Here is a 17281-nt window from a genome sequence, read left to right as displayed (position 1 = left end):
TCTGCTATTTGAGGTGTGCTTAATTCCAACAGCAGCGCCGTGCTGGATGAATGTGGGTAATCTCACAGGATTTCGACCTCGCTCTCCTGAAGCCAGCCAGCAGCAACAACGTTTCGCTTGGCAAGTGTCGGCTGGGGGGTATATACGACAATCGCCAGGCTCTTTTCAGCTCTACTACACGTCACATAAAGCAGCCTACGAGTGCGTGCTAGTGCGTTGTCCTTACCGTCCCGCTCGTTGTCCCGGTCAGTCTTTGTTGGCTCTTTTACACCCAGCAATTTGTCGTAGCTGAATAAGAAGCCACCTGCCTCCTCATCGTTGATGACAACCATGACTCGTGGAAACTCTAGTCCCTTTACTCCTTGATGTGTGCCGTAGGGTGAAAGGCCATCCGCATAACTCGCAAAGGCTGCTAACTCCGAAAATGGCCGCTCAAGGAATAGTTGGTAGGCGTAGTTGGTCATCGCGTTCATATCTTCGGGGTCTGGGGCCTCACCAGGGGCACCCAACACTATTGCCCCAATCAGAGCCTCGGGGACATCAAGTAGTTGGGTTTGCAACAGAAGCGTTGCAACCTCGTTCAAAGTTGGATCGTTTTCTTCGAAAAGGGCAAGCAGGGCATGCGTCGCATCCTCTACACGTTGCATGTGGGCCGATTGATCCCCTGTTGACTGCATAGTGTCCTTGCTGAGCAAGGGAGAGCTAGTGCGTATGGCTTCAAGTATAAGGAAGTGATCGTCCTTTGCGGTAAGGATGGGAAGAACACCTTCGCTGAAAACGCGAAGTGCGGGCAGGGTTCCATCCAACAAGCCTGTTTGAAGGTGCTCAACCGAGTATAGGGGCGTGAACAGCTTTTCGAACCCCATCCGCCGTCCTGCCATCTTGTGTTCTAGGATCAATGTCTTTCGACCTTCAGGGCCGATAGCCCATTCGCTGTCGCCGGTGATTGCTGCCATCGAATGAGCGATGCTTTCCTCAAAATTTGGTGCTTGTTCTTGGCTTTGACTAATGCAGTACATGCGCACAACACCTTCAATGGCATCAGGCTTTGGGGTCTGCTGATGAGTGTCTGCGGTGCGTCGAATCACGTTGATAAGGTCTACCACCCTACGAGGGCAGCGGTGATTAACGACCTTTTCAGGTTTCAGCCAGTCACCCGGTATCTCTTTATCAAGGCGCGTTACACCATGGCCGTAAATTTGTTGCATTGTGTCGCCCAGTAGTCCCAGGCAGAAGCGTGTCTGTGCTAATCGCTGGACTTTCAGAAAAGCCTCCATTACTGGAGCGTGGGTATCCTGGCTTTCGTCGATCAGTACAACTGGGTAGCGGTCTACTAGAACATCCAACAAAGGGCGTTCAGTAGCGAATGTCGCAGTTAACTTGATGACCTCATCGTGGTTGAGTGCCTGCCGCTCTCGGTTGTCACCGGTGGGGCTGTAGATGAACTTCGTAATCTCATCGAGAGTCTCAAGTCTGCGTATTTTGTTTTGTAGCTTCCGTTGGTTTGCTCGAGATGTCTTATTGTCGCCTCGCGCGCGTGCCAGCCCGCCCTCGATCTTCTCAATGTCCTGGGCAAGTTTGATCCTTAGCCACTCCCTGATCTCGTTATCGAATCCTTTGATTAGACGCCAGGCAAACGCATGAATGGTCGAGACTTCTACGAGTGGATCGAACTCTAGCCTTTGGAGAATCTCATCGCAGGCTGCGTTTGTATAGGTGATCACTGCAATGCGCCGGCCCTCGAATATCAAGCGTTCTCGTTCGCGACTTTTGAGTTCTCGGATAGCCTCGACGAGTGAATGAGTTTTTCCTGAGCCAGCTCCTGCGTAAAGAAAAAAACTCTTCGGGGTGGAGAGGCTCAGACAGGTTCCAATGATGGTGTCGGCGTCTGCGACAGCAGTCTCGCTCATTGCATCACCTCCGGGCCCTCGGGCGGAATTACCAGTAGCTCCTTCTGCTTACTTCGCAATTTGGATTCAAGCCAGTTGAGGCTTTCACTGATGTATTCAGGGATTTTGAGACTGGAGAAGTTTTTGTCTCCCAAAACGAGCAACACAAACTCTGCTTTCTTTCCTTCACGTAATGCGTCGAAAAAACCTTTTCCAACGGCTTCCGATGTTGGCGCCTCATTCAAAACTTTCACGAAAGCTTTCATCAGACCAGTGCCGTTTGTTTTTTCCGCAAAGTGACCAGCGTTGCTCAGCACAAAGCTGTCTTCAAAAGTATTTGGTAGAGCTTGTATTGCTTCACCAGTAGCGGGCAGGTGGGTGGAAATAGGGGTTTGATAGGCGATGCGTACCGAGTACAGGTCATCGAACTGGTGCTCTTTTTGATTCGCTGGCAGCTCAAGCAGCTCATCCACTGTGCTGCCTAGATGCATCAGTTTCATCCAGTTCCGCAATGTCGGGTTGTTCGTAATTTGACCTGCGTTTCTTTGCACCGGTTTTGCAGCTTTATTAAGCCCTGCATCGAGGTCCGTAATAACCAGGGTAAGGATGCCAAGGGCATCAATTAAAGGCCTTAGTCGGTGTGCGTGACTGCCACCGATATCGAGGGTTGTGATGTAGCAGCGGTCAAGGAATGGAAACTTATTCCGCAAAAAATGCGGCAGCATCATTCTCTCTGCGGAGCCCTCTACCAAGATGACGGCGTCGGCGAAGAATATGTCTGCGTGCTGTGCCCGTAGATACCTGGTTACGAACTCCCTCGTCTTGGTTCCCTCGCCGAACACGTTAGAGAGATTAGAGACCGTCGACACCGGTACACCAATGCCATACATCCCTGCTGGAAGTCGTCTGAAATACCTAAGGTTCTGGTACTCCACTTCATGAGTTACATGGCTGGAATGCGTGCTCACCAGAAGTTGAGTCTTCAGATTGGGGTAGCGTTCAAGCAAAGCATCTCGGCATAGAACTTGGTAGGCGTGGCGCACGAACACTTGTTGTACTTGAACATGAAGGTGGGCTTCAGGCTCCTCAATGAGCACAAGGTGGATGGGTTCAATGCGGTCTATGACTTCCACGCTGACTGACCTAGTTTTTCTTAGCCACTCATCTCTAAAACCCATCAACCGGAAAATCATAGATATCAGGTTTTGATATCCCAACCCGTTAGCGGTCTCTGGTAAATAAAGAGGAGGTGCTCCGGGGTCACCCTGAGTTGAATCTAATTCAAAAAGAACTGCGGCTTCATGATTCATGCCGTCAGTTGCAGCTAGGCGACTTGCGACTTTTATACGCGGGTCATTGCGCCCGGGGTAGCCCAGCCCTTCGACCTCTCTGATAGCTGGTTCGAAGCTGTTACTCAGCTTGGTATCAAATGCTGACTGGGCTGCTTCTATCGCCCGCAAAGCCTCGAGATCTGAGATATCTGGGCTGTCACCAGGGTCAAGGTGTCGGGAGTAATAGGATCTCAGTTGTTCCGAGAGTTTTCGAGAGCCGCTGGGTCTAGTGTTATCGCCTTGATTTTCATCCGAGTGGTCGCCGAACCCTCGCTGTGCATTGATCTCATGTACTCGAATTAATCCACTGAGGGGATTGTTTTCTAAGGGTAGAGCGGCGGGACTCAAATGCTGCATTTGAGCCATTCGTGTCGTCTTGTCAGGCTTATTAAGTTGTTGTGGGTCTAGGCGGTACCAACGCACCTTGAATTTATCTCCAAGGCGACGGTTCAGGTAATCATGTAGGCTCTGTGGCCATAGCTTCAGCGGCCTACTTGGTGGGTCTTCCTTTCCTAGAGCATCTTCAAGCTCTGCAACCCTCGCGCGTTCCTTGCGATAGTCGGTGTATAGCGTATTCATATCATCTGGCTCAAGTAGGAAACGCATTCCTACAAGCCCCCCGCGCCACGCAAAGCTGGGTATTAGGTCGCGGATGAAATGAAACTCGCCTTGATCTGCTGACACCCAGACATCCAGGCTTGGGAGCCAGTTGGCCCAGTCCTTAGCGGTAGGAATTTCATAGTTTGCGGGTGGGTTCTCCCACTCCTTACCAATCTCATCCAGTTTGGATAGATGACAAAGAGTCAGATCCTGAAGCCGAAAAGCAGAAGCCTTCGAAACCAAAAACTTCCGAAGTGCCAGCATGGCGGAGGATTTGCCGCTGTTGTTTGCACCGACAAGCAGCGTGGTCTCATTAGCGAAGTCAATTCGCACAGAAAGCAATTTTCGGAAATTTGATATCTCTAGATGCCGGATATGCATGGGCCGTCCTTGATGCCAAGATAATACGGCAATGATCTCACATCAGGGACTTATTCGCACCTTCCCTCGTAAAACGTATCAAGTAGCCCGCGCAAATCGCTATCCTTGTTTGTGATATTTAGAAAGGCATCCAATTTATCAACCAGCGGCGCTCTGACCGTTTCCAGTTCTTCCAGAAGTGACAGTTTTTTTGCTTCCAATTCACCGAACTTCTCTTACACAGCCACCGCACTGGCGATGATTAGTGAACCGCTGAAGACCATGTCTACTTGCTGTTAGGAGGACCCTTCGGGAGTAAGGTTAGTTCCTACAGTGTGCCAAATGTGGTACCCCATGTGGTACCCAGGACGAATAACTACAATTTGTCAGGCATAATGAAATCATAAGTCACTGTTTTTAATGGTGCCGGTAACAGGGGTCGAACCCGCGACCTTCGCATTACGAATGCGCTGCTCTACCAGCTGAGCTATACCGGCTTGACCCTAGATTCCGAAAAACGGATTGGCAAGTCAATCGAGGAATGTCCGTTTTTCAAGCCTGCTCATGGTGTTAGCCGATGGTGACTGACTGCTTGTTCAGAGATCGGCAAATTCCGGTATGTGGGCCCGGCCACGGCTCTCGAGGAAACTGAGCAGGGCACGAGGGGAGCGCGCCAGGATCCGCTCCTCGGGGAAGCCCGTTTCGGTCACCAGGCGCTGGCAATGCTCAAAGTCGCCGACGCTGAAGGCGACATGGGAGTCGGAGCCGAAGGTGAGATAGGCTCCCAGATCCCGCGCGGCCTCTACGATGGCGCGACAGTTATCTTCACTGCCAGCCCGGGAGTGGCTAAAGGAGGAGTTGTTGACCTCCAGCGCGACCCTGTATTCGGCGGCGGCCTTTACCACGGCCTGGATGTCGATGGGGAAAGCGGGGTTGCCCGGGTGGCTTATCATGTCGACCCGACCGCTCTTGATGGCATTGATCATCGCCTGGGTATGGGTCGCCCGATCGCACGGGGGAAACACGGGCTCATGGAAGCCGGCCATGATCATGTCGAGTCGGGATTCGTAGCGCTCGGGGAAATCTATCTCTCCGTCCAGATTCTTGATGTTGGCTTCTATGCCTCTCAGTATGCCGACCCCGTCTACGACCCGTGGTAACACATGCAGGTTCACGAAGTGCCAGAAGTGAGGGGCATCGGCCATATCCGGGCCATGATCCGTAGTGGCGAACAGCTTGATCCCCTTGGCCTTGGCAATGGGCAGGTAATCGTGAATGGTGCTGTAGGCGTGGGTGCTGGCGACCGTGTGGGTATGGGTGTCGACTGTGTACTTCATGGCGTTCCCCTCGATGTTCAGAGCCGGGTGGTGGAGCGCCAGCATAGCAAAAAGAGCGGTATGGGGCCACGATGGGGGCCTGTCATACTTTGTCACAAATGCTCGTCACTCTGACAAAGTTTGCCCAAGACTATTGGGTAGCATGTGGCCATCGATGTGCAGCCTGAACTTCCATCGATGGGTTGGGTCAGGACGACGCAACCTCCCTTTCCCCACCGTCGCTCTGCGGCGGTTTTTTTTATCCTTCTTTTCCCTTTCAAGCCAGTCGTTACCACTGACCCATGGGCTGCACCATAAAAAAATGCCCAATCAGCACGGGGCTGGTTGGGCGAGACTTAATGTTTAATTGCAGTGGCATAGATATAGAGTGCGTTCTTTGGTCAAAGTTCAAAGTTTTTTAATAAAACATTTCCCTAACCTCCATTCACATTCTCTTGACACCTCAGGCCGTGAAACGTACTTTTTAAACATTCGTTTAAGTGAGGTGTGCTGTGAGCAAGATTGATACCAAGAACCGTATTCTCGATGCTGCCGAGGTGTTGTTTGCCGAGCGGGGATTCGCTGATACCTCTTTGCGTCTGATCACCAGTGAGGCCGACGTCAATCTGGCCTCGGTGAACTATCACTTCGGCTCCAAGAAGGAGCTGATCCAGGCGGTGCTGGACCGCTATCTCTCCCTGTTTATGCCAGAGCTGGATGCCAAGCTGAGAGCCCTCATTGAACAGGATGAGCTCACCCTGCTGCCGGTGTTTGAGAGTTTCGTCAGTCCCTTGATGAAGCTGGTTGCGGTACGTCCTCAGGGGCCGGCGATTTTCATGCAGTTGCTGGGCCGTGGCTATATCGATAGCCAGGGTCACCTTCGCCGCTTCATCACCACTCACTATGGTGACGTGCTGCAAAGGATCACCCTGGCGATTTCAAAGGCCAATCCCGAGCTGACCCCGGCAGACTTGTTCTGGCGACTGCACTTCACCCTGGGCACAGTGGTCTTCACCATGGCCTCTGCCGATGCCCTGCGCGACATAGCTCAGGCCGATTTTGGTCAGCGCCTCGATGTGGAAGCGCTGGTGCGCAACGTTATTCCTTACCTGGCTGCCGGTGTCGGTGCGCCCGTGGAGTCGACCAGGTTATCCCTGGCTGTCTAATCAAAACAATAAGTTAACGGAACTGTGAAAGAGAGGGAACTGAACCATGATCACATTGCTTGTCCTGCTGCTGGTGGCCGTTGCGGTAGTGCTCGGCGTCCCGGCTATCCGTAAGAAGCTGGTGACCCGTCCGGTCTTTGGCATCTTCAAGAAGATATTACCGCCGCTGTCGGCCACCGAACGCGAGGCCATGGAAGCGGGCTCCGTCTGGTGGGATGGCGAGTTGTTTCGTGGCAACCCGGACTGGAAGAAACTGCATGGCTACGGCAAGCCGACCCTGAATGCCGATGAGCAGAGCTTCATCGACAATCAGGTCGAGACCCTGCTCGCCATGATTGACGACTTCAAGATAGTCAACGAAACCAAGGATCTGCCCGAAGCGGTCTGGGATTATCTGAAGAAGGAGGGGTTCTTCGCGCTCATCATCCCAAGATCCTACGGTGGTCGCGAGTTTTCGGCCATTGCCAACTCCACCATAGTCACCCGTATCGCCACCAAGAGCCTGAGCGTGGCGGTCACCGTCATGGTGCCCAACTCCCTGGGGCCGGGCGAGCTGTTGATGCACTACGGCACCCAGGCCCAGAAGGACTTCTGGCTGCCGAGTCTGGCCAATGGCAAAGACGTGCCCTGCTTCGCCCTGACCGGACCGGAAGCCGGCTCCGATGCCGGTGCCATCCCGGACAAGGGGATCATCTGCAAGGGGCTCTACAAGGGTGAGGAAGTGCTCGGTATTCGCCTCAACTGGAACAAGCGTTACATCACACTGGCGCCGCGCGCCACCGTGCTGGGGCTGGCGTTCAAGCTCTACGATCCGGAAAAACTGCTGGGTGACAAAGAAGAGCTGGGCATCACCTGCGCCCTGATCCCGACCAGTCATCCCGGGGTGCGAGTCGGCGATCGCCACTACCCCATGGGGCTGGCGTTCCTCAATGGCCCCACCTTCGGCAAGGATGTGTTCATCCCCATTGACTGGATCATCGGCGGGCAGGATTACGCGGGCCGCGGCTGGCGCATGCTGGTCGAGTGTCTCTCCGCCGGGCGTGGCATCTCCTTGCCAGCCCTGGGCACCGCCTGCGGTCACATGGCGAGCCGCACCGTCAGTGCCTACGCCTATGTGCGCAAGCAGTTCGGCATGTCCATCGGCAAGTTCGAAGGGGTACAAGAGGCCATGGCGCGCATCGGCGGCCTGACCTATCAACTGGAAGGGGCCCGTCGCATGACCGCCGGTTCACTGGATCTGGGGCAGGCTCCGGCCATCGTCACCGCCATTTCCAAGTACCACATGACGGAGATGGCGCGCCAGATCATGGATGACTCCATGGACATCCATGCCGGCCGTGCCATCCAGCTCGGTCCGAAGAACTACACGGGTTACGCCTACATGGGCATACCGGTCGCCATCACGGTGGAGGGGGCCAACATACTGACCCGCAACCTGATGATCTTCGGTCAGGGCGCCACGCGCTGCCACCCCTATGTCTTCGGCGAGATGGAAGCGGCGGCGGATCCAGATAGCGAACGTGGTCTCGAGAAATTCGATGGCCTGCTGATGAAGCATCTGGCCTTCGGGGCGGGCAACTTCTTCGGTGCCCTCGGTCAGGGGTTGACCCTGGGTCGCTTCAACAGTGCTCCCGTGGGTGGCGAGACGGCGCGCTATTATCAGCAGCTGTCGCGCATGAGCAAGGGGCTGGCCCTCTGTGCCGACATCTCCATGTTGATGCTGGGTGGCGATCTCAAGCGCAAGGAGATGATCTCGGCCCGCCTGGGGGATGTGTTGAGCCACCTCTACCTGGCCTCCTCGACCCTCAAGCATTATGAGGATCAGGGGCGCATGGTATCGGATCTGCCCTTCGTCCAGTATGCCCTGGAGCGTAACTTGCACCTTATCGGCAAGGCGTTTGATGGCTTCTTCCAGAACTTCCCGAACAAGGTCGTCGGCGCCCTGCTCAAGCGGGTGGTCTTCCCGTTCGGCATTCATTATCAGATGCCCGCCGATGACCGTTGTCACTCAATCTGCCAGGCCATGATGAAGCCGGGCGAGTTCCGGGATCGCCTCACCGCCTTGTGCTACGTAGGCAAGGATGAGCAGGATGCCGTCGGTCAGATGGAGCGTGCCTTCCTGGCCATGGTAGCGGTACAACCCCTGGAGAAGAAGATCGCCCAGGCTCAGAAAGAGAAGCGTCTGCCCCGCAAGCTGGCGATCGCCGATCTGGTGAGTTCGGCCTTGGCCCAGTCCATTCTGACCCAGGCTGAGGCCGACCAGTTGCTGGCCGCCGATGCCCTGCGTTACGAGGCCATCCAGGTTGACAACTTTGCCCCCGGTGAACTCGAGTCCATGGGGCAGGCAGCCCGGGTCGACGACGCGGCATAAGATCTTTTCCTACTGTTTCAACCGGCCTTGATGGCCGGTTTTTTTGTTGGTATTTCGAGCATTTACAATTAATTGGATTTCCAGTTTAATGATTTGCCCCCTAACCCTTGGGGCAGGAAGCAGGCCCGCGGAGCGGGTCGATAACAACAAAATCAGGGAAGATGAAATGAATCTCGCCAAGACGGCGATCGAACGCCCCATTTGGGTGGCGGTCTCGGTCGTGCTCATCTTTTTGGCAGGACTGCTCAGTATTCGCAGCCTGCCGGTACAGCTATTTCCCGACATAGACAGGCCCCATCTCAACATCTCTGTCTCCTGGCGCTCGGCCTCGCCCCAGGAGATGGAGTCCGAGATAACCGATCCCATCGAGCAGGAGCTGCAAGGGGTGCAGGGCCTCAAGAGCCTGACCAGCAACAGTTACCCCGGTTTCGTCGAGATGGATCTGGAGTTTGCCATCGGCACCGACATGCAGCGGGTTCAGCTGGAGATCATCTCCCGCCTGAACCGGGTCTCCAGTCTACCGGACAACATAGATGGCCCCTATCTCAACAACTACAGCAGCAACGACACCCTCACCTTCTTCTTCATTCAGCAACTGCCGGGGGCCAAGGGAACCATCGATGATCAGCAGCCGCTGATCGAGTCCAGGGTCAAGCCCGAGCTGGAGCGTATCCCCGGGGTCTCTACCGTGGAGATAGACGGCATCAATGCCCGCCAGCTCCAGATCCGCTTCGACCCCTATCGCGCCGCCGAGCTGGGGGTGGAGATCCCCGTGCTGGCGAGCCGGGCAGCGACCGGCTGGGACGTCTCCGCCGGTACCCTGGACATAGGACGTTGGGAATACAAGCTGCGCTTCGCGGGTCGCTACGATGTCGAGACCCTGGGGGACAAGGTGGTGGACTGGCGCGATGGCCTGCCCATTTATCTGCGCGATGTGGCCGAGGTGCGGCTGACCCGGGAGACGTCCCCCGTGCTGCGGATCCAGAATGGCAACCAGGCTATTTCAGCCCAGATCTTCAAGGAGAATGGTGCCAATGCCCTGGCGGCCCTTGAGGCGATCAAGGCCAGGGTGGCGGATCTCAACCGCGAGGTGCTCGAACCCGCCGGGCTGCACATGGAGCAATCATTCGATGCCTCCCTCTATATCAATCGCGCCATCCACATGGTCACCGCCAACCTGGGGCTGGGGGTACTGCTCTCCTGCGCCATCCTCTGGGTCTTTCTGCGCCAGCTCAAGGCGACCCTGATGATAGCCCTCGCCATTCCCATCAGCATCATGTTGACCCTCTGCCTGCTCAAGCTGATGGACAGGACCCTCAACGTCATCTCTCTGGCCGGGATAGCCTTCGCGGTGGGCATGGTGCTCGATGCCGCCATTGTGGTGCTGGAGAGTATCTACCGGCGCCATGAGCGGGGGGACATCGACAAGGCGGGAGCGGCGTTGGCGGGCACCCGCCAGGTGTGGGCGGCACTGGTGGCCTCGACCCTAACCACAGTCGCCATCTTCCTGCCGGTCTTGCTGCTCAATGATGTCGAAGGCCAGCTGTTTGCGGATCTGGCGCTGACCATTGCCTGCGCCGTGACCGTCTCCATGCTGGTGGCGGTCTCCGTGCTGCCGGCCGTGGCCTCGCGCTGGATGGGGCAAGACCGATTGACAGATCCCTATGCAAGCCATTGGCACAGGGCCACGATGCGTATCATCCACTGGACGCGCACCCCGGCGCGGCGCTGGGCCATCATCCTTACCATGATGAGCCTGCCTGTGCTGGCGACCTGGGCCCTGCTGCCCAAGATGAACTACCTGCCGGATGTGAAGCGTGACGCCATCGATGTCTGGATGAGTTTTACCCCCGGCGTCAATCTCAAGGCCCAGCGCGAGGAGGTGATCGATACCCTGATCGCCCGTCTCGACCCTTACATGAGAGGAGTCAAGGAACCGGCGCTCAAGAACTACTACATCATGCGCTACCCGGGTGGGGCCCAGATTGGGGTGCGGGCCAGGGACGATGATCGCATCAAGGAGCTGGAAACCCTGCTGATGAAGGATCTGCTGCAGGGCATCCCCGATACCCGGGCCTTCGGTGGCCAGGGCTCGCTGTTTGGCGGCTTCGACAGCGAGAACGGGGTCGAGCTGTTGCTCCAGGGCGGATCCCTGCCTGCACTCTATCGGGCGGCGCGCACGGCCATGGAGATAGTCAAACAAGACTTGCCAGGCGCCCAGGTGCGACCCGAGCCCTCCCTGGATTTCACGGCCCCCGAGCTGCGGCTGGTGCCGCAAGACCGGCGCCTCGCCGAGGTGGGTTGGGATCGCGGCCCCATGCCGACCATCATCCAGACCTTCGGAGATGGCCTGCGGGTCGGCGAGTATTTTGATGGGGATGAGCGTTTCGACATCCTGCTGATGGGGCAGACCTCGGGCAATCCGGACGATCTGAAAGCGGTGCCCCTGGCCACCCCCAGGGGGGGCATAGTCCCCCTGGGGGAGCTGCTGAAGGTCGACCATGACATGGGTCCCTCCGGCATCTTTCGTGCCGACGGTCGTCGTAGCCTGAGCCTGCATATCACCCCACCGGAGGGGATGAGCATGGAGCAGGTGCTCGATACCCTCAAGGGCAAGAGCTTCGCCCGTATCCGGCCCGAGCTGCCGGCCGGGGGCGAGCTGCGGGTAGTGGGCAATGCCGACAGCCTGCAACAGGCCCTCGGCAACCTGGGCAGCATCTTTCTGTTTGCGCTGGTGATACTGCTGGTGCTGCTCTGGGGGCTGTTTGCCTCGGTCAGGGATGCTTTGCTGGTGCTGCTGACCCTGCCGCTCGCCACCGTCGGTGGCGTGGTGGCCCTCAAGCTGAGCGGGTTGGTAGTACCGTTGCCGATGGATCTGCTCACCCTCATCGGCTTCGTCATCCTGCTGGGGCTGGTGGTCAACAATGCCATCTTGCTGGTGCATCAGACCCGCACGGCCGAGCGCGAGGGATTGGATCGCGGTGCGGCGGTGGCGGATGCGCTGCAGAGCCGGATGCGCCCTATCGCCATGACCAGTCTGACCAGCATCTTCGGCATGTTGCCCCTGATGCTGAGCCCGAGTGCAGGCAGTGAAATTTATCGGGGGCTGGCCACCGTCATCGTCGGCGGCATGAGCTGCAGTACCTTGTTTACGTTGATATTGCTGCCTGCCTTCCTGCGACTGGGAGAGCAGACGCCGGTCAGGGTTGCGCTGCGTCAGCGGGCCTGATGCGAGGTTGGACATGATGAGACTCGGATCCATGGATAAGGAGAGGAATGTGAACAAGATCATTGCCGGGCTGGCCCTGATGGCCAGCCTGCCACTCTGGGCAAAGTCGGTCACCCTGGCCGAGGTGACACAAGGGGAGGCCGGAGCCAGTCTCTGGGTCAGCGGCACTGTCGCGAGTCGTCAGCAGGCGGAACTCAGCGCCGAGTTCAGTGGTCGGGTCGAGTGGATAGCCGACTTTGGCAGCCGGGTCGAGGCGGGGCAGGAGTTGCTGCGCCTCGACGCCGCGGCGCTGCGTCTCTCCCTCGAGCAGGCCCGCGCCGAGCAGGCCAAGTGGGCCAGCAGCCTGCGTTTTGCCAAGGCGGAGTTCGAGCGCCAAGACAAGCTGCGCAAGCAGAACAATGCCTCCCTCAGCCAGTTCGACAAGGCGCGACTCGAGGTGGAACAGGCCAATTTGGCGTTGCAGCTGGCGAGCATAGCGGCGCGCCAGATAGAGGAGCAGATCCGCCGCAGCCATATCTATGCCCCCTTTGCCGGGGTGGTCAACAGTCACTTCATTCAGCCAGGTGAGCACGTGGATGCGGGGGAGAGGGCGCTGGAGCTGGTCAACCCGGATGCCCCGGATATCCGGTTGCAGGCCCCCATCGACTGGGCCCTGCGTCTGGCCCCCCAGACGACGCTCAAGGTCGAGGGAGGGTCGCTGCGGGGCGAGGCGACCTATTACCAGCGGGCGGCGAGCGCCGATCCCAGCTCCCGGCTCATCGAGCTGCGGCTCAAGCCGAGTCAGGGCCACTACATCATAGGGGCGCCGGTACGGGTCGCGCTGCCCATGGGGGAGCAGCAGACCATGTTGCTGCCCCGGGATGCCCTGGTGCTCAATACCCAGGGCAGCGTGGTCTATCGGGTCTTGGGGGAGGGGGATGCCCTGACGGTGAGTCGGGTGCCGGTCACCATTTTGTTTGGCGACGAGCACCAGGTCGCCATCAGTGGCGATCTTAAACAGGGGGACAGGGTCGTGGTGCGCGGTGCCGGGACCCTGAGCGATGGCGACAAGGTCGAACTCTATCGCGGCAGTTGAGGTGCTCTCTTTTGAGGTCTCGGTTTGCTGGCTGGCAGCAACAAAAACGGCTCCCGCGGGAGCCGTTTTTCATCATGATGGCGGCAATTATTCGACCATCATCACCTTGCAGGTGTTGGTACTGCCCACGGTTTCCATCTTGTCGCCATGGGTCAGCAACACCATGTCGCCGCTCTTGAGCAGTCCCTTGGCCTTGAGCACTTCCAGGGCCTCGCGGCACACCTCGTAGACGGGGCGGCTCTCATCGGCATCGAACAGTACCGGGGTGACGCCGCGGTAGAGATTGGTCCAGGAGAGGGTCTTGGCGTGGGGAGACATGGCGAAGATCGGCAGGCCGGAGCTGATGCGCGACATCAACAGCGGCGTGGTGCCCGATTCGGTCAGCGCGACGATGGCCTGCACCCCTTCCAGGTGGTTGGCGGCATACATGGTCGACATGGCCACCGCCTCTTCCACCGAGGTGAAGGTGTAGTTCATGCGATGGTTGGAGACATTGATGCTGGGATGCTTCTCGGCGCCCACGCAGACGCTGGCCATGGAGGTGACCGTCTCGATGGGGAACTGGCCGGCGGCGGTCTCGGCGGAGAGCATGACGGCATCTGTGCCATCGAGCACGGCGTTGGCCACGTCCATCACCTCGGCGCGGGTCGGCAGCGGGGCGTTGATCATGGACTCCATCATCTGGGTGGCGGTGATGACGATGCGATTGAGGCGACGGGAGTGACGGATCAGTTTCTTCTGTACCCCGACCAGCTCGGGATCGCCAATCTCGACCCCGAGATCGCCCCGCGCCACCATGACGGCGTCGGAGCCGAGGATGATGTCTTCCATCGCCTCATCGGTGGCGACGGTTTCGGCGCGCTCGACCTTGGCGACTATCTTGGCGTTGGAGCCGGCTTCACGGGCCAGTTCGCGGGCATAGCGCAGATCATCGCCGCAGCGGGGGAAGGAGACGGCCAGGTAGTCCACGTTCATGCGGGCGGCGGTCTTGATGTCTTCCTTGTCTTTGTCGGTCAGGGCCGGGGCCGAGAGGCCTCCCCCCTGCTTGTTGATGCCCTTGTTGTTGGAGAGCGGGCCGGCCACGGTGACCGTGGTGTGGATGCGGCTGCCTGCCACGCGCTCAACCTTGAGCTGCACCCGACCATCGTCGAGCAGCAATACATCGCCTGCCACCACGTCATCGGGCAGGCTCTTGTAGTCGATACCAACCTGCTCCTGGCAACCATCACCCTTGCCGAGGGCGGCATCCAGGATGAAGCTGTCGCCGATGGCCAGGTAGATCTTGCCATCTTTAAAGGTGGAGACACGGATCTTGGGTCCCTGCAGATCCCCCATGATGGCGACATGGCGGCCCAGCTTGGCGGCGATGGCGCGTACCTGTTCGGCCCGCTGGATATGGTCTTCTGCACTGCCGTGAGAGAAATTCATTCGCACCATGTCGGCACCGGCGCGGATGATCCCCTCGAGGATGCCTTCGCGGTCGGTAGCAGGACCGAGTGTGGTCACAATCTTTGTACGTCTTGGCATGAAAGACTCCAGTTTGAAGTTGATATGACTTGAAATACTGTCCCGGCGGGCAGAGGCCCAAACGCCATCTGAGGGGATATTGTTGCTAAATGACAATACTACAGAATGGCGGCGGGTACACCTAGTGGGGGCGCAGGGCCCCATCGACTCAGGCAGAGTGCGGTGTATCAAAGCGGGATTCGCGAAGACCTTCTTTGACCTTCTTCAGGTTTTCGCGAAATTTCATGCCACGGCGCAGGGTAAAACCGGTAGCCAGCACATCGACCAGGGCGAGCTGGGCAATGCGCGATGCCATGGGCATGTAGACGTCGGTGTCTTCCGGCACATCCATGGAGAGCACCAGGTTGCACTCCCGGGCCAGTGGAGAGTCCTTGGCGGTCATGCCGATGACGGTGGCGTCATTCTCGCGGGCCAGGGCGGCGATCTCGACCAGGGCCTTGGTGCGGCCGGTGTGGGAGATGAGCACCACCACATCCCCTTCGCTGCTGTTGATGCAGCTCATGCGCATCATGACGATGTCATCGAAGCTCACCACCGGGATATTGAAGCGGAAAAACTTGTTCTGGGCATCCCGGGCCACGGCGGAGGAGGCCCCCAGGCCGAAGAAACTGATCTTCTTGGATTGGGTCAGGATATCGACGCAGCGATTGATGGCGGAGATATCCAGGCTGTTCTTGGCCGCATCCAGACAGGCCATGGTGGACTCGAAGATCTTGGCGGTGTAAATCTCGGGGCCATCTTCGGCCTCCACGTGGCGATTCACATAGGGGGTGCCATTGGCCAGGCTCTGGGCCAGGTGCAGCTTGAAGTCCGGGAAACCCTTGGTATCGAGACGACGACAGAAGCGGTTGACCGTGGGCTCGCTGACATCGGCCAGCTTGGCGAGGGCGGCGATGCTGGAGTGAATGGCCGTCTGGGGAGAGGCGAGGATCACCTCGGCGACTTTGCGCTCCGACTTACTGAAACTTTCCAGATTGTTCGTAATCTTATCGAGGGTATTCATCATTACCACCAGGCTTTCTTGTAATTTAGCTTCAGTGTCTTTGCACTAAATAGAGGGCTAAAAAGGTTTCCAATTACGCCGAGGACTATACAAGACAAGCGCTTATCGGCACTAATCTCGGCCCTGTAAAGTATGACTCATGTCTAATTATTTCGTTATTTTGGTTACAAATTTCCAGAACCCCTTTGAAACCGCTTACAAATGTTGCAAAGCAACAACACTGTGAGCCCGCGCACGTTTGTGGTGTCCAACTCCCCTCGTAAAGGTGCGCCTCGGGTAGAATCCCAGCCAAATAATAAGCTCGGGTGTCAGCACTGCCGGGCCCTTAACGAAGGAACGAAGGAGTGATTATGCAGCATACCCATGCCCTGGTTGGCGATGTGGGCGGCACCAACGCCAGGCTTGCCTTGTGTGAATTGAGCTCGGGCACCATCACCTTGCCCAAGACCTATTCCGGATTGGAGCACCCCTCCCTCGAGGCGGTGATCCGCCTCTATCTCGCCGAACATCAGGTGCCGGTGAGCGAGGCGTGTATCGCCATCGCCTGCCCGGTCAATGGCGACTGGGTGGCCATGACCAACCACAGTTGGGAGTTCTCCATCGCCCAGATGCAGGCCGACCTGGGACTGGCTCGTCTGCTGGTGATCAATGACTTCACCGCCGTCTCCATGGCCGTGCCGGTGCTTGGCGAAAATGACAGGATCCAGCTCGGTGGCGGCCAGGCTCAGGCTGGCAAGCCGGTGGCCATCTATGGTGCGGGCACCGGCCTTGGGGTCGCGCATCTTGTGCAGGCGGCGGGACAGTGGTTGAGCCTGCCGGGAGAGGGGGGACACACGGACTTTGCCGCCAACACGGAAGAAGAGGATGCGGTGTTGCAGGTGATGCGCGCCGAGCTGGGTCATGTCTCGGCCGAGCGCTTCCTCTCAGGCCCCGGGCTGGTGAATCTCTACCGTGGTCTGGTCAAGTCCGATGGTCGCGAGCCTGCCGAGTTGGCGCCAAAAGACATCACAGAGCGGGCGCTGGCGGGATCCTGTCTCGACTGTCGCCGCACCCTGAGCCTGTTCTGCGTCTTGATGGGGCGTTTCGCGGGCAATCTGGCGCTCAATATGGGCACATTCGGCGGCATCTATATTGCCGGCGGCATAGTGCCGCGCTTCCAGGCGTTCTTCCTCGCCTCGGGTTTTCGGGTGGCCTTCGAAGACAAGGGGCGGTTCAAGCCCTATCTCAAGGAGATCCCGGTCTTCCTCATCACCCATCAGGGACCGGGTCTGCTCGGGGCGGGGGCCTATCTGCGTCAGGCCATGGGGATCGCGCTCTGATTCAGCCCCAATTAAGCCTGGCCGGCTTATAGTGAACCCACGCATTCAAGACCCGTGAGGTCCGCAGGACGCGGAGTAGCGAGTCATCCGCTGAG

General features: G+C 57.9%; 10 protein-coding genes and 1 tRNA gene. 5 read left to right on the top strand and 6 right to left on the bottom strand.

The features are described from left to right. Nucleotides 1–62: 62 nt before the first annotated feature. From KYK33_RS14005 to KYK33_RS13990, 4 genes are all read right to left on the bottom strand, one after another. Nucleotides 63–1910 (bottom strand): UvrD-helicase domain-containing protein, encoded by a 1848-nt coding sequence (locus KYK33_RS14005; protein WP_224430923.1) that lies wholly within the window; start codon nucleotides 1908–1910, stop codon nucleotides 63–65. Then, nucleotides 1907–4201: an AAA family ATPase gene (locus KYK33_RS14000; RefSeq protein WP_224430922.1), complete on the bottom strand. Its 2295-nt coding sequence runs from the start codon at nucleotides 4199–4201 to the stop codon at nucleotides 1907–1909. The genes KYK33_RS14005 and KYK33_RS14000 overlap by 4 nt, the downstream gene beginning before the upstream one ends. 400 nt (nucleotides 4202–4601) lie before the next feature. After that, a tRNA-Thr gene (locus KYK33_RS13995) sits at nucleotides 4602–4677 on the bottom strand. Between the two features lie 99 nt (nucleotides 4678–4776). Beyond that, nucleotides 4777–5517, bottom strand: a complete 741-nt coding sequence (locus KYK33_RS13990; protein WP_042040597.1) for a phosphatase — start codon at nucleotides 5515–5517, stop codon at nucleotides 4777–4779. A gap of 491 nt (nucleotides 5518–6008) precedes the next feature. On the opposite strand from KYK33_RS13990, the gene KYK33_RS13985 reads away from it, so the two are divergent. The 4 genes from KYK33_RS13985 to KYK33_RS13970 all read left to right on the top strand — a co-directional run bounded on the left by KYK33_RS13985 (nucleotide 6009) and on the right by KYK33_RS13970 (nucleotide 13337). Beyond that, the gene (locus KYK33_RS13985) at nucleotides 6009–6662 is read left to right on the top strand and encodes a TetR/AcrR family transcriptional regulator (RefSeq protein WP_224430921.1); all 654 of its coding nucleotides are present in this window, start codon (nucleotides 6009–6011) and stop codon (nucleotides 6660–6662) included. A 46-nt stretch (nucleotides 6663–6708) separates the two neighbouring features. After that, nucleotides 6709–9033, top strand: a complete 2325-nt coding sequence (locus KYK33_RS13980; RefSeq protein ID WP_042040595.1) for an acyl-CoA dehydrogenase — start codon at nucleotides 6709–6711, stop codon at nucleotides 9031–9033. Between the two features lie 166 nt (nucleotides 9034–9199). Next, entirely contained in the window at nucleotides 9200–12262 is a 3063-nt protein-coding gene (locus tag KYK33_RS13975) for an efflux RND transporter permease subunit (protein ID WP_224430920.1), read from the top strand. A gap of 31 nt (nucleotides 12263–12293) precedes the next feature. After that, entirely contained in the window at nucleotides 12294–13337 is a 1044-nt protein-coding gene (locus KYK33_RS13970; RefSeq protein ID WP_259269269.1) for an efflux RND transporter periplasmic adaptor subunit, read from the top strand. Nucleotides 13338–13424: 87 nt separating this feature from the next. Here the strand turns inward: KYK33_RS13970 and pyk are convergent, their stop codons facing one another. Both pyk and KYK33_RS13960 read right to left on the bottom strand, forming a co-directional pair. Further along, entirely contained in the window at nucleotides 13425–14864 is a 1440-nt protein-coding gene (gene pyk / locus KYK33_RS13965) for a pyruvate kinase (protein WP_042040591.1), read from the bottom strand. A gap of 148 nt (nucleotides 14865–15012) precedes the next feature. Then, nucleotides 15013–15867 carry a MurR/RpiR family transcriptional regulator gene (locus KYK33_RS13960; RefSeq protein ID WP_198135231.1) on the bottom strand — a complete coding sequence of 285 codons (855 nt, stop codon included), beginning with the start codon at nucleotides 15865–15867 and terminating at the stop codon, nucleotides 15013–15015. 350 nt (nucleotides 15868–16217) lie between these two features. Between KYK33_RS13960 and glk the strand changes: the two genes are divergently transcribed. Then, complete coding sequence (gene glk, locus KYK33_RS13955) at nucleotides 16218–17186, top strand: glucokinase (protein ID WP_224430919.1); 969 nt, start codon at nucleotides 16218–16220, stop codon at nucleotides 17184–17186. Nucleotides 17187–17281: the final 95 nt, after the last annotated feature.

Source organism: Aeromonas rivuli (assembly GCF_020149575.1).
Lineage (GTDB): Bacteria > Pseudomonadota > Gammaproteobacteria > Enterobacterales > Aeromonadaceae > Aeromonas > Aeromonas rivuli.
The sequence above is the reverse complement of the archived record's forward strand: the minus strand, read 5'-3'. Positions and strand labels throughout refer to the sequence as shown.